Origin of the sequence: Microcystis sp. 0824 (genome assembly GCF_003112475.1) — a bacterium.
Classification (GTDB): Bacteria; Cyanobacteriota; Cyanobacteriia; order Cyanobacteriales; family Microcystaceae; genus Microcystis; species Microcystis aeruginosa_C.
On the sequence record NZ_BDSM01000046.1, the window covers coordinates 99855 to 121634 of the forward strand.

24 protein-coding genes and 1 pseudogene are annotated in these 21780 nt (G+C 41.2%); 20 read left to right on the top strand and 5 right to left on the bottom strand.

What is annotated here, in order from left to right; all coding sequences use genetic code 11:
• The first annotated feature begins 31 nt into the window (after positions 1-31).
• From N0824_RS20760 to N0824_RS14335, 12 genes are all read left to right on the top strand, one after another.
• On the top strand, positions 32-181 hold the full coding sequence (locus tag N0824_RS20760; protein WP_158269559.1) for a hypothetical protein: 150 nt from the start codon (positions 32-34) through the stop codon (positions 179-181).
• Positions 182-556: 375 nt separating this feature from the next.
• The gene (locus N0824_RS14280; RefSeq protein WP_233256445.1) at positions 557-1906 is read left to right on the top strand and encodes an ATP-binding protein; all 1350 of its coding nucleotides are present in this window, start codon (positions 557-559) and stop codon (positions 1904-1906) included.
• Between the two features lie 48 nt (positions 1907-1954).
• A complete protein-coding gene (locus tag N0824_RS21385) occupies positions 1955-2350 on the top strand; it encodes a tetratricopeptide repeat protein (RefSeq protein WP_233256446.1) in 396 nt (131 codons plus the stop codon).
• A gap of 111 nt (positions 2351-2461) precedes the next feature.
• Entirely contained in the window at positions 2462-2710 is a 249-nt protein-coding gene (locus N0824_RS14285; RefSeq protein WP_002796477.1) for a hypothetical protein, read from the top strand.
• Between the two features lies 1 nt (position 2711).
• Positions 2712-2867 (top strand): PIN domain-containing protein, encoded by a 156-nt coding sequence (locus N0824_RS14290; protein WP_108937235.1) that lies wholly within the window; start codon positions 2712-2714, stop codon positions 2865-2867.
• A gap of 25 nt (positions 2868-2892) precedes the next feature.
• Entirely contained in the window at positions 2893-3156 is a 264-nt protein-coding gene (locus N0824_RS14295) for a type II toxin-antitoxin system Phd/YefM family antitoxin (RefSeq protein WP_002796475.1), read from the top strand.
• Positions 3153-3539 carry a type II toxin-antitoxin system VapC family toxin gene (locus N0824_RS14300; protein WP_002734288.1) on the top strand — a complete coding sequence of 129 codons (387 nt, stop codon included), beginning with the start codon at positions 3153-3155 and terminating at the stop codon, positions 3537-3539. The genes N0824_RS14295 and N0824_RS14300 overlap by 4 nt, the downstream gene beginning before the upstream one ends.
• A gap of 885 nt (positions 3540-4424) precedes the next feature.
• A complete protein-coding gene (gene hcp / locus N0824_RS14310) occupies positions 4425-6053 on the top strand; it encodes a hydroxylamine reductase (protein WP_108937237.1) in 1629 nt (542 codons plus the stop codon).
• An 85-nt stretch (positions 6054-6138) separates the two neighbouring features.
• Complete coding sequence (hoxU, locus tag N0824_RS14315) at positions 6139-6855, top strand: bidirectional hydrogenase complex protein HoxU (protein WP_108937238.1); 717 nt, start codon at positions 6139-6141, stop codon at positions 6853-6855.
• Between the two features lie 121 nt (positions 6856-6976).
• Entirely contained in the window at positions 6977-8164 is a 1188-nt protein-coding gene (locus N0824_RS14320; protein ID WP_108937239.1) for an RNA-guided endonuclease TnpB family protein, read from the top strand.
• A gap of 156 nt (positions 8165-8320) precedes the next feature.
• Positions 8321-8782, top strand: coding sequence for a hypothetical protein (locus N0824_RS14330; protein ID WP_108937241.1), 462 nt, complete (start codon positions 8321-8323; stop codon positions 8780-8782).
• A gap of 77 nt (positions 8783-8859) precedes the next feature.
• Positions 8860-9408 carry an oxidoreductase gene (locus tag N0824_RS14335; RefSeq protein WP_002740992.1) on the top strand — a complete coding sequence of 183 codons (549 nt, stop codon included), beginning with the start codon at positions 8860-8862 and terminating at the stop codon, positions 9406-9408.
• Between the two features lie 196 nt (positions 9409-9604).
• Here N0824_RS14335 and recG read toward each other — a convergent pair whose 3' ends face one another.
• On the bottom strand, positions 9605-12073 hold the full coding sequence (gene recG / locus N0824_RS14340; protein ID WP_108937242.1) for an ATP-dependent DNA helicase RecG: 2469 nt from the start codon (positions 12071-12073) through the stop codon (positions 9605-9607).
• A 67-nt stretch (positions 12074-12140) separates the two neighbouring features.
• Complete coding sequence (locus N0824_RS14345) at positions 12141-13028, bottom strand: hypothetical protein (RefSeq protein ID WP_108937243.1); 888 nt, start codon at positions 13026-13028, stop codon at positions 12141-12143.
• A 323-nt stretch (positions 13029-13351) separates the two neighbouring features.
• On the opposite strand from N0824_RS14345, the gene hypE reads away from it, so the two are divergent.
• The 5 genes and pseudogenes from hypE (at position 13352) to N0824_RS21390 (ending at position 16381) form a co-directional block, all read left to right on the top strand.
• Positions 13352-14422 carry a hydrogenase expression/formation protein HypE gene (hypE, locus tag N0824_RS14350; protein ID WP_108937244.1) on the top strand — a complete coding sequence of 357 codons (1071 nt, stop codon included), beginning with the start codon at positions 13352-13354 and terminating at the stop codon, positions 14420-14422.
• Between the two features lie 237 nt (positions 14423-14659).
• Positions 14660-15004, top strand: a complete 345-nt coding sequence (locus N0824_RS14355) for a hydrogenase maturation nickel metallochaperone HypA (protein WP_002732104.1) — start codon at positions 14660-14662, stop codon at positions 15002-15004.
• A complete protein-coding gene (gene hypB, locus N0824_RS14360; RefSeq protein ID WP_108937245.1) occupies positions 14995-15807 on the top strand; it encodes a hydrogenase nickel incorporation protein HypB in 813 nt (270 codons plus the stop codon). The genes N0824_RS14355 and hypB overlap by 10 nt, the downstream gene beginning before the upstream one ends.
• A gap of 17 nt (positions 15808-15824) precedes the next feature.
• Positions 15825-16130, top strand: a pseudogene (locus tag N0824_RS14365) (type II toxin-antitoxin system HigA family antitoxin); the annotation flags it as partial.
• Between the two features lie 17 nt (positions 16131-16147).
• Positions 16148-16381, top strand: coding sequence for a hypothetical protein (locus N0824_RS21390; protein WP_002801989.1), 234 nt, complete (start codon positions 16148-16150; stop codon positions 16379-16381).
• 109 nt (positions 16382-16490) lie between these two features.
• On the opposite strand, the gene N0824_RS14375 is transcribed toward N0824_RS21390, so the two are convergent.
• Entirely contained in the window at positions 16491-17495 is a 1005-nt protein-coding gene (locus tag N0824_RS14375) for a sulfate/molybdate ABC transporter ATP-binding protein (protein WP_108937246.1), read from the bottom strand.
• Positions 17496-17780: 285 nt separating this feature from the next.
• Here N0824_RS14375 and N0824_RS14380 point away from each other — a divergent pair, with 285 nt between their 5' ends.
• Positions 17781-18578: a sulfite exporter TauE/SafE family protein gene (locus N0824_RS14380; protein WP_108937247.1), complete on the top strand. Its 798-nt coding sequence runs from the start codon at positions 17781-17783 to the stop codon at positions 18576-18578.
• A gap of 10 nt (positions 18579-18588) precedes the next feature.
• On the opposite strand, the gene N0824_RS14385 is transcribed toward N0824_RS14380, so the two are convergent.
• The gene (locus tag N0824_RS14385; protein ID WP_108937248.1) at positions 18589-19023 is read right to left on the bottom strand and encodes a YidH family protein; all 435 of its coding nucleotides are present in this window, start codon (positions 19021-19023) and stop codon (positions 18589-18591) included.
• 132 nt (positions 19024-19155) lie between these two features.
• Positions 19156-19839 (bottom strand): cadmium resistance transporter, encoded by a 684-nt coding sequence (locus N0824_RS14390; RefSeq protein WP_108937370.1) that lies wholly within the window; start codon positions 19837-19839, stop codon positions 19156-19158.
• Positions 19840-19986: 147 nt separating this feature from the next.
• Here N0824_RS14390 and N0824_RS14395 point away from each other — a divergent pair, with 147 nt between their 5' ends.
• Both N0824_RS14395 and N0824_RS21025 read left to right on the top strand, forming a co-directional pair.
• Complete coding sequence (locus N0824_RS14395; RefSeq protein ID WP_108937249.1) at positions 19987-20907, top strand: LysR substrate-binding domain-containing protein; 921 nt, start codon at positions 19987-19989, stop codon at positions 20905-20907.
• Between the two features lie 44 nt (positions 20908-20951).
• Positions 20952-21107 carry a hypothetical protein gene (locus N0824_RS21025; RefSeq protein WP_199224919.1) on the top strand — a complete coding sequence of 52 codons (156 nt, stop codon included), beginning with the start codon at positions 20952-20954 and terminating at the stop codon, positions 21105-21107.
• Positions 21108-21780: the final 673 nt, after the last annotated feature.

Sequence of the window (21780 nt, forward strand, 5' to 3'; positions counted from 1 at the left end):
CGATAATCAATTTTACCCGGACTGGGATTTTTTGGCTACTCTGGTTCGGAAAAATTTTTCCCCTGTCACTTTTTCCCGATTGTCTGACAATTTTTCTCTCCTCTGGCCCCTGAATGGGCAAATTGCCCTATTTTGTCCGATTAATCGGGATTTATTCGGTTTAGTCGATTATTTTAAGTAGGTAGGCGTTAAAAATTATCAGATTTCCCCCCTTATCAAGGGGGGATTAAGGGGGGATCGGCACTCCCCTTATTAAGGGGGGATTAAGGGGGGATCGGCACCCCCCTTATCAAGGGAGAATTAAGGGTAGGGTTGATTCATGAATCAACCCTACTATGAATCAACCCTAGAATTAAGGGGGGCAGGGGGGATCAAGGACAAAATCTATCTTCAATTTAATTAGAACCACTTACTTACAAGCAGCTAAAATTTGTCTTATCGTGGCAAGGAGGAAAAATATTCTCCCCGGTGAAAAGAAGTCGAATTAATTTTCTACCAATCTTTAGACACACATTCCGCAATCTCAAATCGAAAATCTCAAATCTAAAATAGGCTTATGTGGAATTCTATAATAAAATTCTATCAAACTAATAAAGACTGGATTGACAATCTCCTCTCCGGTGCATTAGTGACTGTTGTTCTGGCAATAATCGGTTTCATTTGGTGGTATCGAGAGCAAAAACGAAAAGTCCGAATCATTGAACCGTCCTTACCCTTTACGAAAATTGCCCCCAATAGCAATGTAATCCCGATTATCTACAAAAGGGATGAAAAGGATAAATCTCCTTTAGCGGATCATAATATTATTTACCAACACCGAATGGCTGACCGAAACTTTACTAACGAACTTCTGCAAAATCTGGAGGAAAATCGCTGGTTAATTATTCTCGGACCCACAGGAATCGGCAAAACTAGAGAAGCTGCTGAAGTAGCGCAACGCTTGAATTATGAAGGCTGGACGGTATTAGTATTAAAATTAGGAGAATGGTTAGAGCGACCTGAAAATAACCAATTAGAGGCGATCAGAACAGATAGAAAATTACTATTTTTCCTCGACGATCTTAACTCATATATGCGCCGTAGTTTGCAAATTGACCAAAATCCCCAAGCAAAAGATAGTCCTCTTGCGGCGATTAATATTCCCTTACAAGAACGACTATTAAAAACCCTAGAAGCTTATGAAAACCATTGTACTCGTCCCGAAGAAGTGCGAGTAATTGCCACTGCGAGAGATGAAAAAGAACCCGAATTACCGGGACAACCGAGTGAATGGGATAAGTTACAGTGGAATAAATACCCAAAACTGTGGAACCGTTTTCACTTGGTAGAATTGCCATCACCGGAAGACGGTGCAATTGTCGAATTATTGCAGGATACTATCCCGCAAACCAACATTAAAGCTGAAACTGACTACAGCAGCATTGCTGCCTATAATGATTCTACCTTTCGCAATGTGGTAGAAAATTTAGTGCGCCTCGACAACCGACAATTACCCCTCAATCCTGCCAACTATGAAGCTACTCTGCGAGGCAACTGGCAAAAACGTTATCAGGATGCAATTAAAAGGGATACTCTGGCGAAATATATCTATGCTGCGGTGGATTTGTTGCGCCAGTGTAATGTTTCCTTAGAACCGTTTATTGTTGAACCCACTGCCAGATTTATCGCCAAGGGAAATATGTGGCAAAAACTCTGGTATCGCTGGAAAATCAAGCAAAGTTTAGCTGATTTAATTGCCAGAGAAAACATTTTAGAACCTCGCGACGGACAAATTGAAGCCAAGGGAAAGCAGGTAGAATTAAATGACTATTTACGTCCTCTAAAACAGTTAATTTGGCAGTTATTTAAACAAAAACCAGAGGAAATGTTGCTTCCTCTAGCAGGATTTACTCTTAAACTCTATTAATTAAAGCGCTATCAAGATGCCTTAAAAGGGTTCAACCGTCTAGTTAGTTTGCTACCTCAATGGGAAGACGGTTGGTTTTATCAAGGTACTACTTTTTATTATCTTGAACAATACCAAGAAGCGATCGCATCCTTCGATCGAGCTTTAGAAATTAAACCCGATTACCATGAAGCTTGGGATAATCGAGGATATGTTTTAACTTGTATGGGACGATATAAAGATGCATTAGAATCTTGTGATCGTGCTATTAAAATTAATTCAAATTATGCTAATGCTTACTACAATAAAGCTTGCTGTTATGGCTTACAAAACAATGTGGAATTAGCTATCGAAAACTTACAACGCGCCATCAATCTTGATGTCGAATATCAGGATATGGCGAAAACAGATAAGGATTTTGAGCAGATTCGGGGAGATGAGCGGTTTCAATCATTGCTAAGTTAAGTAAATAACAAAAGAGATAACTATCTATGTCTAAAGCAATCCTATCATCAGAGTTAGGGTATAATAACTCTTAAGTCACAACTTTCGATCCTAATCAGGAGAACAATTGCTATGACACTGGCAAACACCCACCAACAAACCATTTTAGAAAAACTGCAAACCCTCAACCCACAACAACAACAACAAGTAATAGAGTTTATTGAATTTTTGCAACTTAAAGCAGATAAGACAGCAATTCATGAGGGAGAAAGAGAAATTTCTGCTTTAGAATCAGCCGGAGACTTAGTGGGGTGTTTAGACAGTGGTAAAGGAGATTTATCCCTAAAAAAGAGGGAATTTAAAAAGAAGCATCTAGTCTAATATGCTTAAAAGAGTAATTCTAGATACGGGGGTCTTAGTCGCCGTTCTCGACCGGAGTGATAATTATCACAATTGGGTAATTCAGCAATGGGAAAAAGTTGCCAACCCTTTATTAACTTGTGAGGCAGTTATCACTGAATCCTGTTTTATTTTGTGAAGTAAATAAAGAGAGAAAATTATTCATGTCAAACAAAACTATTGATCTCAATCAAGTACAGTTAACTTTACAAGAACTACTTGCCTTAATAAAGGTAGATACTGAAATTATTATAACCGAAGGAAACAAGCCTGTAGCTCGTCTAATTCCTTGGGGAGATACTGAAAAAACAACGTCTGAAACTCCTTCTCCTAAGTTACGACAACCAGGACTACACGCTGGAAAAATTGGGACTAGCGAAGATTTTGATGAGCCACTTCCTGAAGAATTTTGGACAGGTGAATCATGAAATTTCTTTTAGATACCCATACATTTATTTGGTGGGATAGCGAACCAGAAAAACTCTCTCAAAGAGCTTTAGAACTGTGTAGAGATCCTAGTAATACGCTATTACTTAGTATTACAAGTATTTGGGAAATGCAAATCAAACTACAACTAGGTAAACTATCACTCAAGATACCTTTAGCAGAAATGATTAATACTCAGCAGGAAACTAACCAAATTGGCCTTTTATCAATTACAGTCAGCCATGTTTTAGCTTTAAATACTTTACCTAACATCCATAAAGATCCATTTGACCGCTTGTTAGTTGCTCAAGCTAATCTTGAAAATGCTAGACTGATTAGCCATGATTCAATATTAGCAAAATATCCTGTTCAGATAGATTGGTAGATAGGGCTTGCTGAATAAATGTGAAATATAGACGAGGTAAGAGTTTTAGGGTTCTGTTTTGCTCTCACAGGTGCAAGATTTTGAGAGAATCGTCGTTCAAAACCTTGCGTCTTCATCGGCCCGCGTCCTGTAGGGGCGAAGCATTCGGACAATAACCTATCGGTGAAACCGTAGATTTTCTATCCGAATGCTTCGCCCATACTTTTTCAGCAAGTCCTAGCCATTCTTGGTGGTTTAACCCCCAATTAAATAAAAGATCTGCGATTCCAAGACATACAGAAATTAGGGATATTCTCGCTAATAAAATCTGCAAAGATATCGGAATACCACTAATCAAATAAATCGTTCATCAGTCTTGATGTCAAATATCAGTATCTGGCAAAAACAGATAAAGATTTCGAGCAGATTCGGGGAGATGAGCGGTTTCAATCATTGCTAAGTTAAGTAAATAAAAAAAGAGATAACTATCTATGTCGAAAGCAATCCCATCATCACAGTTAGGCGATAATAACTCTTAAGTTCCAACTTTCTATCCTAATCAGGAGACCGATTGCTATGACACTGGCAAATACCCACCTAAAAATCGAAAATCTCGCTCATTATATCATAAAAATCACAAAAAATACTTAATTTAATAAGACAACTAAATAATTGTTTAATCAGTAATTCTTGAGGAAATCTAAAATCAGAACCCAACTGGCAAAAAAAGTGAGAGAATAAAAACATAGTTCAGAGAGTAGAGGCTGTCAAGACAAGCTTTCCAGTCGTAAAATCCATAATTCCTGCCGGGTGAGGGCTGATAACTAACTTTCAAAAAAGCAGAATTCAATTTAGTAGAACAAATCGCAACAATCTGTCAATCTACTGAAAAAAGAGAGAAACATTATGTTTTGTGAACAATGCGAACAAACCGCTAGTGGAAATGGTTGTCATCAGTGGGGTGCCTGTGGAAAAAGTCCCGAAGTCAACGCCGTTCAAGACTTATTAGTTTATTGTCTGCGGGGATTAGCATCGGTGGTTTTAAAAGCCAAAGAAGCGGCAATATCTACTCGCGAAGCCGATATTTTTACCTGCGAGTCGCTTTTCGCCACCATGACCAATGTGAACTTCGATCAAAGACGTTTTACCGATTATATTCAGCGTTGTTTAGAGATTCGGGAAAATTTAAAAGCACAATTGGGATCGCTGGACTGGTCTGCACTTGCTAACTATCAGCCTAATTTTAATGAGAGCCTAGTCAGCCAAGGTCAAGAAGTATCCTTAGAACTAATTCAAAAAGTACAAGACCTCGATATTTTTTCCCTAAAGTTAACCGCTATCTACGGAGTTAAAGGTCTGGCTTCCTATACTTTCCACGCTCAGGAATTAGGTCAAGAGGATGACTCAGTTTATCAGGTTATCCAAGAGACTTTAGCGGCGATTGACCGGGGAGATTTAAACCTGAATGATTGGGTGGCAATCTGTCTAAAAGTCGGGGCAGCAAACCTGCGGGCCATGGAATTATTAGATCAAGGTCATACCGAAACCTACGGTCATCCCATACCGACAAATGTTCCCTTAAATCCGCGTCTAGGTAAAGCCATTTTAGTCTCCGGCCATGATATTAAACAATTAGCAGCGTTACTGGCACAAACTGCCAATACTGGGATAACAGTCTACACCCACGGAGAATTATTACCCGCCCACGGTTATCCAAAACTAAAAGAAAAATATCCCCATCTCTACGGTCATTATGGCACCGCCTGGCAAAATCAAACTAAAGAATTTGCTAAGTTTCCGGGGGCAATAGTTTTAACTACTAATTGTCTCATGCCCCCCCACGAAAACTATGAAAGTAAACTCTTTACCCTCGGACCTGTGGGTTATGCCCATATTAACCGCTTAGAAACAGTGGACGGTGCGTTCGATTTTAGTCCCGTGATTGCTAAAGCGCAATCATTGCCCGGATTTACTGAAATAAGCGAACCTCGGCAGGTAATGGTGGGATTTGCCCACAATACGGTTCTCGGTGTCGCTGATACGGTGGTTGATGCCCTTAAACAGGGTAAAATCCGTCACTTCTTCCTAGTTGGCGGCTGCGATGGCGCAAAACCCGATCGCAATTACTACACCGAATTTGTGGAACAAGTTCCCGAAGATTGCATCGTTTTAACCCTTGCCTGTGGAAAATTCCGCTTTTTCGACAAACAATTAGGTAGTATCGAAGGATTACCCCGGCTGATGGATTTAGGACAATGTAACGATGCCTATAGTGCCATCAAAATCGCCCTAGGATTAGCCAACGCTTTTAACGTCAGCGTCAATGAGATTCCCCTCTCCCTAATTATCTCTTGGTACGAACAAAAAGCAATCGCTGTACTGCTCACCCTGCTACATCTAGGTATTCAAAATATCCGTCTGGGACCAACTTTACCGGCATTTATCTCCCCTAACGTCCTGAAATTCCTCTCCGATACCTATCACCTGCAGCCGATTACTACCCCAGCAAAAGACTTAGCCGATTGTCTAAGTTAAAACTTTCTGTAAAAATCCCACAATAGGCCACAAATTGTGGCCTATGGGAAGGAGAGGGATATTATCCTCAAGGAGAATAATTTTTATGTCCGTAATCACTTTAAGTATTGATGGCAAAGATGTAGCGATCGAAGCGGGTTCGAGAGTTCTGGCGGCAGCTAGTCAGGTAGGAATAAAAATTCCCGCTCTCTGTCATCTCGATGGGGTTTCCGAAGTGGCCGCCTGTCGCTTATGTTTAGTAGAAATTGAAGGTATTAATAAATTATTACCCGCCTGTGTAACGGAGGTGGCGGAAGGAATGGTGATCCATACCGATACCCCAAAACTGAAAGAATATCGCCGCATGACAGTGGAATTATTATTCGCTGAAGGTAATCACGTTTGTGCAGTTTGTGTGGCTAATGGTAACTGTGAATTACAAGATTTAGCCATCGAAGTGGGTATGGATCATAGTCGTTTTCCCTACCGTTTTCCCAAGCGAGAAGTAGATATTTCCCATCATCTTTTTGGTATCGATCATAATCGTTGTGTTCTCTGTACCCGTTGTGTGCGAGTCTGTGATGAAATTGAAGGGGCGCACGTTTGGGATCTGGCTTATCGCGGCGAAAAAGATAAAATTATCGCGGGAATGGATCAGCCTTGGGGCAGCGTTTCTGCCTGTACTTCCTGCGGCAAATGTGTTGCCGCTTGTCCAACGGGAGCCATATTCCGCAAGGGTTCCGCCGTTTCCGAAAAAGAGGAAGATCGATCGAAGTTGGAATTTTTAGTTAACGCCAGGACTGAACACCAATGGACGCGTTAAAGTAATCGATGGAGGGTGATAGTGATCGATCGAAAATTTGGGTCTGAAACCCCGCCGTTTTACGACGGCTTTACTGTTAAATATGAGCATCGTTTACGAAATATATGCTAAAATATGAGACATGGAAAAAGCCTATTCTTACCGATTTTACCCCACACCCGAACAAGAGTCGCTATTGCGGCGCACTTTGGGCTGTGTAAGATTAGTTTACAATAAAGCTCTCCATCTCAGAACACAAGCTTGGTATGAAAGACAAGAAAGAGTAGGCTACGCTCAAACTTCTTCAATGTTGACCGATTGGAAAAAACAAGAAGAATTAGACTTTTTAAACGAAGTTAGCTGTGTACCTTTACAACAAGGGTTAAGACACCTACAAACAGCTTTTACTAATTTCTTTGCTGGTCGTACTAAGTATCCTAACTTTAAGAAAAAACATCAGGGAGGAAGTGCCGAATTTACCAAGTCTGCTTTTAAATTTAAAGACAGACAAATCTATTTAGCCAAATGCACGGAACCCTTACCTATTCGATGGTCAAGACAAATCCCAGAAAGCTGTGAACCAAGCACAGTAACAGTCAGATTACATCCTTCTGGACGCTGGCATATTTCAATTAGATTTGATGACCCAACAATTAAGCCTTTCCCAGTAACAGATAAAGCCATTGGAATTGACTTAGGAATTAGTAGCCTTGTGATTACCAGCGATGGCGATAAAGTGTCTAATCCCAAGCATTTTAAAAAGCATTATCGGAGACTGCGAAAGGCCCAAAAAAGCCTTTCTAGAAAACAGAAAGGGTCAAAAAATCGGGAAAAAGCAAGAATCAAAGTAGCCAGAATTCACGCTCAAATCACCGATAGTAGAAAAGACCATCTACATAAGCTAACCACTCAATTAGTTCGTGAAAACCAAACGATTGTGGTTGAGAATTTAGCCGTCAAGAATATGGTCAAAAACCCGAAATTATCTCAGGCAATATCTGACGTTAGTTGGGGAGAAATCACTCGTCAATTAGCCTATAAATGCCTTTGGTATGGGAGAAATTACATCGAAATAGATAGATGGTTTCCTAGCTCTAAAAGGTGTAGTAATTGCGGGTATATTGCTGAGAAAATGCCGTTAAATGTTCGAGAATGGGACTGTCCAGACTGTGGGATTCACCATGACCGAGATATTAACGCAAGTAAAAACATTTTGGCCGCAGGGCTTGCGGTGTCAGTCTGTAGAGCGACCATAAGACCAGAACAGAGTAAATCTGTTAAGGCAGGTGCGAAAAATCCTTCGGGAAAGAAGCAGAAACCCAAATCGTGAGGTTTGGGAATCGCCGTCCGTTTTACGGCGGCGAGGATGTCAAGAAATCTACGAATCTGACTTAGTGATTAATCGAGGTTTTTCGCAGCAACAAGCGCATTTACTGGCACAAAAACAATATCCTTGGTCCGATTCAATTCAGCAAACAAGATAATTATGACCACATCACCCGAATCGCAATTTCTGCAAGCCCTAGAAATGTGTCAGTCTCTCTCCAATTTGACGGCGCAATTTTCTAGTATTCCTTGTCGGGTAATTGAAATTTTGTCTGATGTCAGTCAAGAGCCTAGGGTTTTGTATTCGCTCTTAATTAAATATTCTAGAGAGGTGGATTCCGCTTTAGTTGCCCTAGATATTTATGCCAAAAGTGCTGATAATTGGCGAGTAAAAGATCGAGATCAAACCTGTTCTCTTGGTTTTGGAGTAAAAGACCATTGCACGATTTTAAGCTGTTTGCTCAATTTCGGCAAACGTCCTTTTTCTTTTATTTCCTATACGGGAAATTTTGCATCGGAGGCGATTATTTTTGAGCTACTTAAAGACTGGAAAAATCTAGATTTAGCCCCTTTCTTTGAGGAAAAAATGCAAGAATTTATCCAGGAGGCAAAAATAGCTTAAAAGAGTATTTCTTTTCGTTTGATCCTTTTCACCAAATTGCAACTCAGCCAAAAAATATCAATCAAGTAATTAAAATTATGTCTAAAATTCGCTTCGCTACTGTCTGGTTAGCCGGTTGTTCGGGATGCCATATGTCCTTCCTCGATTTGGACGAATGGCTGTTAGAATTAGCCGAAAAAGTTGACGTGGTGTATAGTCCTGTCGGCTGCGATCTGAAAACCTATCCGGAAAATGTCGATGTCTGTTTAGTGGAAGGAGCGATCGCTAATCAGGATAATTTAGAACTAATTCATCTAGTCCGCCAAAATACCAAAACCGTCGTTTCTTTTGGTGATTGCGCCGTAACTGCTAACGTTCCCGCTATGCGGAATATGTTAGGAACTGCCGATCCCGTGCTAAAAAGGGCTTATTTAGAGTTAGGAGATAACACACCTCAACTACCAGAAGAACCCGGTATCGTTCCCGAATTATTAGATCAAGTGCTGCCCGTCCATCAAGTCATTCCCATCGATATTTTTATGCCGGGTTGTCCCCCCGATGCGGACAGAATTCGCGAGACATTGATTCCAATTTTAAAAGGGGAATTACCCGTGATGGCAGGACGAGAAATGATTAAATTTGGTTAATTGAATCAGTTATCAGTTATCAGTTATTTTAGCTATCAGCCGTCAGTCGTCAGTCGTCAGGAGACAGGAGACAGTAGACAGGAGACAGCTTTTATGTATTCTCTCCATTTGCTTCTCCCTTCTCCCCTCACTCCCCAATTCATAATTCACAATTCACAATTCATAATTCATAATTCATAATTCATAATTCCCAAAATCAAGTTAAAATATCCGCTCCTAACATCCGTTGATATTTGGCTTCTAAAGCTTGTTTCAAATTGGGCAAAGTGATTAAATGGGGATCATCTAACATAATTTTTTCGGCGGCATCTCTTGCCAAAACTAACACCTCTTGATCCTCGACTAAACTAGCGAGGGCAAAATCTGGTAAACCCGATTGTCGTTGTCCTAAAACTTCCCCTGGACCGCGAAATCGCATATCCATTTCCGAGATAAAAAAGCCGTCTTGGGATTGTTCCAAAACCGTCAATCTTTGACGGGAATTAGCACTATTACTGCCACTTAAAAGTAAACAATAGGATTGATGGGAACCTCTGCCCACACGCCCCCGTAATTGATGCAATTGTGAAAGGCCAAAACGTTCGGCATTTTCAATTAACATCACCGTAGCATTGGGAACATCTACCCCCACTTCAATAACCGTAGTTGAGACAATAATTTGTAGAATATTATCGCGAAAAGCTGTTAAGATTTCCTCTTTTTCGGCGGAACTCATGCGACCATGGAGTAAACCGATATTAAAATTGGGAAAAATCTTTTCTGATAAATTTTGATATTCTTCCACCGCAGCCCTCACATCTAATTTTTCCGATTCTTCAATCAAGGGAAAAATCACATAAGCTTGTCTGCCTTGGGCAATTTCACGGCGAATTAAATCATAGGCAGCCCTTCTTTGATTCCCATTTAAAGCGGTGGTTTGAATCGGTTGTCTGCCGGGGGGTAATTCGTCAATTTGACTCACATCTAAATCCCCATGTAGGGTTAAAGCTAAAGTACGGGGAATCGGTGTTGCTGTCATGGTTAAAACGTGGGGAGACTCTCCTTTGCTTAATAATCTTGCCCTTTGTTGTACCCCAAAGCGATGCTGTTCATCAATAACAACTAACCCCAATTTGCGGAAATTAACTGCATCTTGAATTAGGGCATGAGTTCCCACTAAAAGTGGTAATTCTCCTGTCTCCAATTGGGCGTGAATTTCTCGCCGTTTAGCGGTTTTTGTGGAACCAGTTAATAATTCTACTGGTAAATGTAAGAGATTAAACCAGCTAACTAACTTACGATAATGTTGTTCTGCTAAAACTTCCGTGGGAGCCATTAATGCCGCTTGATAACCAGATTGTAGGGCTGCTAAAATAGCATAAACTCCGACAATTGTTTTGCCAGAACCCACATCCCCCTGCACGAGACGATTCATCGGGGTGCTAGAATCTAAATCCTCTAAAATTTCCTCAATAACTCGTTTTTGAGCATTAGTTAATTGAAAGGGAATTATCTGATTAAATTGATCAATTAGTTGACCCTTAGCACTAAAAATAGCACTTTTCTGTGTCTGACGATACTGTTGCCGCCGCCGCAGAAACCCCAATTGTAAAAAGAAGAATTCATCAAAGACTAATCGCCGTCGCGCTTGACTGAGGCTCTCGGAATTATTGGGAAAATGAATGTTAGTAATTGCTGTTTTTAAATCGATTAATCCGTATTGTTTTCTTAGACCGAAAGGTAGGGGGTCTTTTATCGCCTCTACTGCCCCAAAAGCGGCGACTACAGCCTTCCTAATTAGGTCGGCGGGTACTCCATCGCTGAGGGGATAAACCGGCAGAATACGCCCGATTTTTAAGGACTCAATACTTGCTCCAGAACTGTCTAATAATTCAAATTCAGGATTTTCTAAAGTTACCCCATATTTCCCCGCTTTGACTAAACCACTAACCGCCACCACTGAACCGACGGTATAGAGTTTTTTTTGTCCTTCCTGCCAAGCACGATTAGTATAGCGAGTTCCCGCATAAAAACGGTTTAATTTTATCTGTCCAGTGCGATCCTGTAAGAGCAATTCAAAGATAGCTAACTTGGTATTTTTGGGGCTAGTAAAACAATTACAGCGCTTGACATTCCCCACTAAAGTTACCGTTTCCCCCTCGGTTAAATTAGCGATATTGACTTGACGACTGTAATCAATATGATCCCGGGGATAATAATATAATAAATCTTCAACTTTGTGGAGGTTTAATCTTTCTAAAAGACCAGCTTTTCTCTCTCCCACTTCCGCTAGATATTTCAAGGGTTGTTCGAGGGTAACTTGCCGTGGAGAATTAGCCTTTGCCGTGATGGGAGTGGTATTAATAATTTTCGCCGCAGCTGGTTCTTTTGGGGTGGGGGTTGCTTCTAAAGTTTGCCGTAATTGTTGCAAAAAATTGCGAGTTTCGGCGACTAATTGTTGTCTTTGTTGAGGATTAAATTGGGGATATTGGGCAAATTTTTGGGCTAATTCTCGCCAGCGATTTCTCTCACTGGTGGCAATTCCCACGGGAGGATTATCCCCGAAACTAAGACAGAAAAACTCGCTAAAACGGTATTGATTTCCCTGAAGATCTGGATAACCTTTTTCCGCTTCTACAGATAAGGCTTTTTGTAATCTCACCCAGTCGGGTATTTCCCCTTTCATAATTGCCTCTTGACTCCAAATTTCCTAGTATTATGTTTCCCTAATACCTCTGTTTAATTATAACTGATTAATCATACCAACTACTGCGCCACGCCGCTTCCGCTTGAGCGATAGTATATTCTTTGCGAATACGATGATATTGTTCTCCTAGACGATTTAATTGTTCCCAAAGGGAGCGAATTTGATTTCTTTCGACACTTAAGCGCGTATCAGCAAATTCCAGTTCAGCCATTCGTAGATGAATCGCCGTTACTTTAGTGACTTTGCCACTTGAAAAATCCTTATCATCCCCATCATCTTGATCTTTTTCTTCCTCTAGTTCAGGGTTTTTAGCCTCCACTAGAATGTTTAACATATTATTTCCTCCACCTAGAGACTGTCCTTCTTCTCCCGCTTCAATTGCCATATCGATAATTTGACTGGGTAGATGAGGGGGAAGAATATAAGCTTTTTGTAGTTGCTGATTAATTTGTTTAGAGAGATGATTGAGAATCTCGATACAGTTTTTTTCCAGCACTCGACAACAATGGAGTAAAATATCGGGGTTATTAATCTCTCCAGTTGCGGCTAGATTTTCCGGTTTGTTTAGAAAAAGTTTCAAGAAATCTGGGGTGTTAACTGTCTCTGCTGGACTTTTTGGCAATCCTACCCCTGAAAATGCCCCTCGATCGAAGCTCTGCTCGCCCAATTGCTGTAAACTAGCCTTAGCCTCTTGTCCTAGAGTTTTGATCTCCTCTTGCAGTTTCTGACGATTGCTGTGGGAGAGAGCCAGAAATTCCCCCCCATAGTAACGGGTACAGATATAATACACTGCCCCGATCGCCTGTTTATAGAGAGATTCACCGAGTAAATCAAGATAAATTCGGTATTTTTCTCGCATTCTTTCGGCTAAATTTGCCACTTCCGTTTCTATGTTCTTTAAATCTTGTTGTAGCTTGTTCAGTCTTCCAGTCATAGAAATTTTACCGAGGGAGAAGTTAGCGATCGGCGAATTCTATTATAGCGACTCACTGTCAGCTATAGCGCCCTGACATGGGGGAGATGCTCAGACGAAAAGAAGGTAAACTGGAATCTATGCCGCGTTGATCGTCTTTAAATTTCACTGTAGAACAAATTGCTCAAGCCTTGGACTTAACTGTAGAAAAAGTGCGAGAAATACCAGAAACCCATTAAGCTAATCTAGCAGTAAGCTATGACAGCGTTTCTGATTAAGATAAAGTTTAACCTAATTTGCTATCGACCACCGACTCCTCAAAACGATAACTTCCTACCTCACCTATGACTAGCACTCCTTCAGCTTCTTTAAAATTAAAAAAAACAAAAATTACTGACACAAATATCACTCTTTCCCATGGCAGTGGTGGCAAAGCAATGCGGGATTTAATTAACGAGATATTCGTTAATAACTTTGATAATAACCTACTGGCACCCCTTGAAGATCAAGCACGATTTGAGATTAAAGATTTAGCTAAAATGGGTGATCGCTTGGCATTTACCACCGATTCCTATGTGGTTTCTCCCCTCTTCTTTCCGGGGGGTGATATTGGCAGTTTAGCAGTCAATGGAACCGTTAATGATTTGGCTGTCGGTGGCGCAATTCCTCTCTATCTCAGTTGTAGTTTTATCCTCGAAGAAGGTTTATCTATCGACACCCTAAAAACCATCGTTACCAGCATGAAAATAGCCGCCGAAAAAGCAGCGGTAAAAATCGTCACTGGGGATACAAAAGTCGTTCCCAGGGGACAAGGGGATCAAATATTTATTAATACCTCTGGAGTCGGAGTAATTCCAGCCGGAATCAATTCCGGGGCGAATAATTTACAAGTTGGCGATCGCATTTTGATTAACGGTTTTCTGGGGGATCACGGTGCCGCCATTCTGATTGCTAGGGGCGAATTAGACCTACAATGCACAATCGAAAGCGATTGTCAAGCCCTGAATTCTTTAATTTCTGCAATTCTGGCCGTTTGCCCGGAAGTTAAAGCGATGCGGGATGCCACTAGGGGCGGATTAGCCACAGTTTTAAACGAATTCGCCCAAAGTTCAGGGGTGGGAATACAGGTACAGGAAACGGCGATCCCCATCCGGGAAGAAGTGCGCGGAATGTGCGAATTATTGGGCTTAGAACCGCTTTATCTGGCAAATGAGGGCAAATTAGTCCTTGTCGTGCCACCAGAGGCGGAAAATCGCGTTTTAGCAGTGATGCGCTCCCATCCTGACGGTAAAAATGCCGCTTCTATCGGGGAAGTCGTCGCTTCTTCCCCCAATTTAGTTTACTTAAAAACCCCTTTCGGCACGAAAAGGATTCTCGATATGTTAGTCGGTGAACAATTACCGAGAATATGTTAATTAGGGTTTGCTGAAAAAGTTTGTTGTTAGGGTTAGAAGTCAGGAGTCAGTAGTCAGTAGTCAGTAGTCAGTAGTCAGGAGAATTAAAAATGAATAATAATCAATTAAATGGTCTATTTACAGATTTTAGGCAATTTAATCCTTATTTTTGCTGTTTTGAACCCTCAAATAGTTGGGGTTTTGGGGTTTTAGTTGAAATTTCCTTGATAACTGATAACTGATAACTGATAACTGAAAATGCACGAACTAGGAATCACCCAAAATATTATCGAACTTGCCTTAGAACATTCCCGAGGAATGAAAGTTAAGCGCGTGGTGTTAGAGATTGGTAAACTAACGGCAATTATGCCAGAATCGATCGCTTTTTGTTTTGATACCTGTTGTCAAGGTACTAATATAGAGGGGGCAATGTTAGAGATCCTGGAAATTTCTGGTTTAGGACAGTGCCAAGATTGCGGAAATGAGCTAGAACTAGAATATCCCTACGGAATCTGCGATCGATGTGGTAGTCGTAATATAATCATTTTACAGGGTCAAGAATTAAATCTCAAATCCTTGGAGACAGAATCCTTATGTGTGTAACCTGTGGTTGTTCTGATAACTCGGAAGTGACGGTAACTAATCCGCAAACGGGAACCCATGAACATATTTTAGCCGATGGTACTGTTATTAGTCATAGCCATCACGATCACGATCATGATCATCCCCATCATCCCGCAGAAATTCACGCTCAAATTCATCATACCACTCTCCAAGTTGAGCAAAATCTGCTGGCAAAAAATAATCTGTTAGCGGCACAAAATCGCGGTTGGTTGAAGGGTAGAAAAACTGTTGCCCTTAATCTGGTTTCTTCCCCCGGTTCGGGAAAAACTACCCTGTTAACTCGCACAATTGCCGATTTAAAAACCACTATTCCTATCAGTGTGATTGAGGGAGATCAAGCAACTGCCAATGATGCCCAAAAAATTAGTGAAACCGGTTGTCAGGTTATCCAAATTAATACTGGAACCGGTTGTCATTTAGAAGCATCAATGGTAGAGAGAGGATTAATCGAACTCGATCCACCGATGAATTCTTTAGTGATGATCGAAAATGTCGGTAATCTAGTTTGTCCTGCTTTATTTGATTTGGGAGAAAATGCCAAAGTTGTCATTCTTTCCGTCACCGAAGGAGAAGATAAACCGATTAAATATCCCTATATGTTCCACGCTTCTCAAGTCATGATCTTGACAAAAATAGACCTACTACCCTACGTTAATTTTAACCTCGATCGCTGTTTAGATTACGCCTATCAAGTTAATCCCAATCTGAAAGTTTTTCAAGTTTCCGCTACCACTGGAGAAGGTTTAGATGCTTGGTACAGTTGGTTAAAATCGCTGGTTTAAGTTAAGCAGTAACAGCGCGTCATCTTCTCCTTAATCTAATTAGTAAACAGGAGCGACTACCAGAAGAAACCGCGATGGTTAAATTAATGGCGACAATTATTAAGGATTTTGATGCCAAACAACCTCAACCCGAACCAGCTTCACCGAGGGAAGTATTATTACACTTAATGTCAGCTAACAACATGAAACAAGCTGATTTAGTAGGTAAAATTGGTTCTAAGGGTGTGGTTTCAGAAATTGTTAAAGGCAAGCGATCGATTAGTGAAGCTCAAGGGAAAATTTTAGGAGAGACTTTCAATGTTTCCCCCAGTGTATTCATTTAATTCTTTATTAGTTGTTAATGAAAACAACCGTCATTGTTCCCCCGATTAAATGTCAAGGTATCAAAACTAAACTGGTATCATCGATTAAAAGTTTAGCGGATCAGCAAAACTTTGATCGCTGGATAGAAACCTTTTGTGGCCTGGAGTTGGTAGCTTTTAATTTATACGAAATCCAGTTATTAAAAACTGATTATTTATTGCCTCTCCTGATATGTAGCCTATACTCAACGGATTTAGTATTATTTGCATAAGACTACTAGGGGTGTGTAGGGACATGATGCGAAGCTACCAGCAGCCTTGTGCATTCATGACCCTACACCTATTGGGACCTTCGTCAGGCACTAACAATAAGGCTGACTTTTAGGCAAAAACGCGAGCATCCCGAGGACGAACATAAACTTGTTCCCCGACTTTGAGGTGCAGTTGATCCAGTTGTTCTCGATTCAGATGGGCAATCAGGAGAGAGCGATCGGGTAGAATTAATTCCACATCGATGGCCCAACCCAGATGGATAATACGCTCGACTTTTGCCGCAATGCTAGACCCATTGGGAGAAGAGAGAATTTCTAGGTCGTGGGGACGAATAAAAATCTTGACTCCGTTAGTACCCCCCCCAAGCTGCTCGAACAGTGCAGCCGAGGTCGGTGGTACAACATTCACCCGGCCGATAAAACTCATCACAAAAGGGGAGGCAGGATGATCGTACACCTGATCGGGAGTTCCCACCTGTTCGATTTTACCCTCATTGAAAATTACGATCTCGTCGGCCACTTCCATGGCTTCCTCTTGGTCGTGGGTGACAAAAACACTGGTGACATGGACCTCCTCGTGTAACTGTCGCAACCAAACCCGCAGCTCTTTTCTAACTTTGGCATCCAAGGCCCCAAAAGGCTCATCTAATAATAATACTTCTGGTTCCACCGCTAAGGCCCGGGCCAGGGCAACCCGTTGACGTTGACCCCCGGATAGTTGGGCCGGATAGCGATCGCCTAATCCCTGCAATTGAATTAAACTCAAGAGACTGTCCACTCGTTTTTGAATGTAGTCGGGGGTAGCTTTGCGGATATTTAAACCGAAAGCGATATTCTGACGCACCGTCAGGTGTTTAAAAAGCGCATAATGCTGAAAAACAAAGCCAATATTCCTTTTTCTGACATTTAAATGGGTTGTGTCTTTGCCGTTGATGATAATTTTGCCTGTGTCGGGGGGTTCTAATCCTGCGATCGCTCTCAGGAGGGTGGTTTTTCCCGAACCGGACGGCCCCAGCAGTGCCACCAGACGATTCGATTTGATCTCTAGGTTGATGTGGTCTAAAGCGGTAAAGGTTCCAAATTTTTTCGATACTTGCTCGATGATGATACTCACGGTAGCTAATCCTCTGGCAAAAAAATGTATAGGGTTTGACCGTATTTTAACTATGATTTAATCTCAATCGTATTAAAATACAATTACATTTTACAAGATAGCAAAAAAATTAAGTTTCGATTCGGGAGATTACTGGTTATAAACAGAGACTAAAAAGATTAAACAGCGATAAAAGCTTACTATTACTGTTTTTTACTCTTTTAGTCGGTTCTAAAGGCTTAATTAACTAATTTTGTCTCTTAACCACCAGAAACACACCGGAGAAAAGAGACGACTGAGGCAAAAATGGACTATTCTTTATTGACAATATTTAGCTTTTTTATCGGAATTATCGTGGGATTAACGGGAATTGGCGGTTCATCCCTGATTACACCCCTATTGATCTTTGTATTTCAGGTTCCCGCTACCACCGCAGTGGGTTCCGATGTGGTGGCGGCCGGGTTGATGAAAGTGGTCGGCACTGTTCGTCACTGGCAACAGCAAACGATCGACTTAGAGGTAGTAAAATGGCTAGTAATTGGCAGTGTACCCGGTTCTCTGTTAGGATTAGTCGGTTTTCGCTATTTTCAGCAGAATAGCTCCCTCAATCTCGATCAATGGTTGCCTCCTATCATCGGTCTGGTCTTGATGATCGTGACTGTCCTAGCGGCCCTAGAACTACTAATCTCCTTATTTTTTCCCGATTTGTCCCCTTGGTCCTGGCCAAAATTAGATTTAACCACTCGCTCTGGTCAGATAAAAACAACGATATTAGGAGCAGTTTTAGGCTATTTGGTCGGTTTAACCAGTATTTCCAGTGGTTCCTTATTTGCATTGGTCTTGATGACCTTTTTTCACCTTGATTCTCGCAAATTAGTCGGTACAGATCTATCGCAAGCGTCCATCCTCTTAACCTGTACTTCCATTGGTCATCTGGGATTAGGAACGGTAGATTGGAATCTGGTACTTCCTATCTGGTTAGGTGGGATACCGGGGGTAGTAGTGGGAGCAAGATTATCGGAATATTTCCCCAAAAATGCCCTAAAAATACTGCTTTATACGGTTCTAGTCACGGTCAGTTGGCGCTTACTGCAACCCACCTAATCCCCAAAGTTCACTCGAAAGTGATCATACTACCCATCAACAGATCGGGACTGGTGGCGACAAAATAGATAATTCCCGCACCGAGAATAACGATCGCTAAACTAAATAGTAGCACCCATCGATCGGCTGGTTCGTAGGTATCTTCATCTATATCTCGTCTGACTGTAAAATAATGGGCCGTGGTCAAAAATACGGTCAATAAACCCACTAAAGCAAACATTAAGCCTAATTTCCAACCATAACCGGGCCGGGGAACCAGAGGAGGATGAAAGGCCCGTAAACGCAGGATAACCATACCAAAACCCATTAATGCGATCGCCGTTCGCATCCAAGACAGATAGGTGCGTTCATTGGCCAGATGATCCCGGACTCGATTGGGATTGACTTTTTTCGGTGTAATGCTGGTCTTGCTTTCCGTCACTGGTGATTTGAGAAAAAATAACATGATCGAGATGACTAGGGGTCGGTTTCAAGTTGACCGCTTGAGAAGATGATGTTATTGTATGGCACTTGAGTTATAGATGGTATGGAAAAAATCTAAAATATATTTTTAGATGTATTTGTATTGAATCAAAAATCAAATAGATTCTGCTTGTTGCTGAAAAAGCGCCCATCCATAGCTTAAGGATAGGGCCAAGAAAGCTAGGGGAAGACTTTCCTTGATTATAAACACACCCAAACCGATCAACACACAGGGGACAAAGTGGCTGCCGTGACTGCTAATTAAATTAGCGATCGCTGGTAATTGAGTTAACCTATGAGCAGTAAAACACCAAACACCCACCAAGATCAGAAAAACGCTGACGATAGTGACTAAATTTTGCCAAGTATTACTAGCAAACAGCGGCAGATAAATCCCTATATTATCACTGCCATTGGCGATGGTAATTGCCGCCACAGCGCCGGTTTGAGGGGAAAACCAGGCCAGCAAAGGAGAAGACGCTGCTGATTCTACAGCCATCTCCAGAGGATTATCCGTCTCGGTTTCTTCTCGCTGCCAGAGACTCCGAATCCCGAAAATCACGGGTAACAGACCGAGAAAACGAATCCACTGAGCCGGAATCAAGAAACTACCGAAAAAGCCGGTTAAACTCGCCAAAATCAGCAGGATAAAGCCTAAATACTGACCGATAACGATATGACGACGGCGAAAAAGTTTATTGACCTGGGCGAAAAGAATCGTCAAAATCAGGATGTCATCGAGATTAGTGGCAATAAAGGCCGCTATTGCTGTGGATATGGCAGTAATCATGGTAGTCATAGGATTTTTTTCCTTAATCGGGTCTTCTGGTCTCGATCGCCCTACTTCTACTCTAGAAAGAGCCATTAATAAAATCAAATATTCTTTCTTGTTGATTTAATAAATTAAAATGATGGAAAGACCAATAGAGACGGAAAACCCATTGCCATGGCCAGAATGACCCTAGATCAACTGGAAATCTTTCTAGCGACTGCCGAACATCTCCACTTCACCAAAGCAGCAGAAGCTTTATATATCACCCAACCGGCCGTCAGTGCCGCCATTGCCTCTCTAGAAAGTGAATACGGGGTGAAATTATTCCATCGCGTCGGTCGTCATATCGAGATCACGGAAACAGGACGTTTACTGCAATTAGAAGCGCAACGCATTCTCACCCAGGTAACTTTGACAGAAAGGGGATTGGCGGAATTCAACGACTTGCAACGGGGAGAACTACAATTAGGGTCGAGTTTGACTATTGGTAACTATTGGCTGCCGGCAAAAATTAACGATTTTCAGGAGCGCTATCCAGCAATTAAGATCAACTGCACCCTAGCTAATACGGAAGAAATCTGTCTGGGTACGGCTAACGGACGTTTTGACCTAGCATTAATCGAGGGAGAAGTCAAGAGTGATTTAACACATTGTTTAGAACAGGAGATCGTCGGCAGCGATCGCTTATTAATCATTGTCGGACGTTCTCATCCCTGGTATAAAAGAGAAGCGATCGAATTGCCGGAATTAGTGGAAACCCCTTGGGTAATGCGAGAATCAGGATCGGGAACTCAACAAAGATTCGAGGAAGCTTTACAGAATTGGGGCATCGATTTACGGACATTAAAGGTGACTTTGCTGTTAAATACGGGAGAAATGGTGAAAGCAATCATCGAGAATAGTTCGGCAGCTGCCGGCATTTCCGAATTGATGGTTCAAAAGGAATTAGAATTAGGCACATTGCGATCGATCCGAGTCATCGATACTTCTGGTTTATACCCTCGCTATCTCGAATTTATGCGCCCTTTTTTAAAAATAAAACACCGTCAGCGCTTTCAACCCCGCGTCTGTCAAGTTTTCGAGCAGATGTTGTAATCTGATAGAAGTCACCGAAAATTAACCAGAGAGAAAATCAAGCTATGTGGGGTAAATTATCTTTGGCAAAAAAGAGAGATTATAGCGTTTTTCAGTCTGCTGAGGTACAAAAGTTATGGGTTTTAGGCAAAAGGCAAGAGGCAAAAGGCAAAGGGGAAGAAAAACAGGTGTATCTTACTAGCTTAGGAAACGCTATATAAGACCTCTTGCATAAATCCGAAAACAAACGATAGAAACAATAATGGGAGGGACTTTCAGTTAATTATTTATTAGTAGTTGATAATCTTCAAAAATGTTGCTGTACAAGGATCGACTTAAGACTTTTGCAAGAGGTCTATAATAAATCTGGTTATTAAAAACTGATTATTTATTCTCCCTTTTGCATGAGTGCCTATCCTGATATGTAGCATATACTCAACGGATTTAGTATTAGGTATAGATCTCGACCTAATATTATCTCAAGACTCAAAGTCTTTCTAGTCAAGAAACTTACCCCAATAAAAATAATTTTAATTGCCCCATATTTTTTTGTTGAAATTGAATTAGCAACGATAGATATACACGGCAGCTATCGAACTATTTACTTAGGGTTGGCTGAATAAAATTGATTTTCGGTAAACCTTGAGTAGTTTTATAGCGGTTCTCACACCTGTGTGGTACAGTTAGACCTTTGCTGATTAAGCTTTTTACCATCGATAATGTACCTCTTGCGAACAGGAAACGCTATATATAATTTTGCCTTAGCAGTTACAAAAATTCACAAAAATTTACAAAAATTTCTTGAAAAATTTGGCAATAAAGAAATAGGATCAGTGCTAACCAATAATACCAGAATTTTGTTAATTCTGTTGCTTATGATACTATCATCTTCTC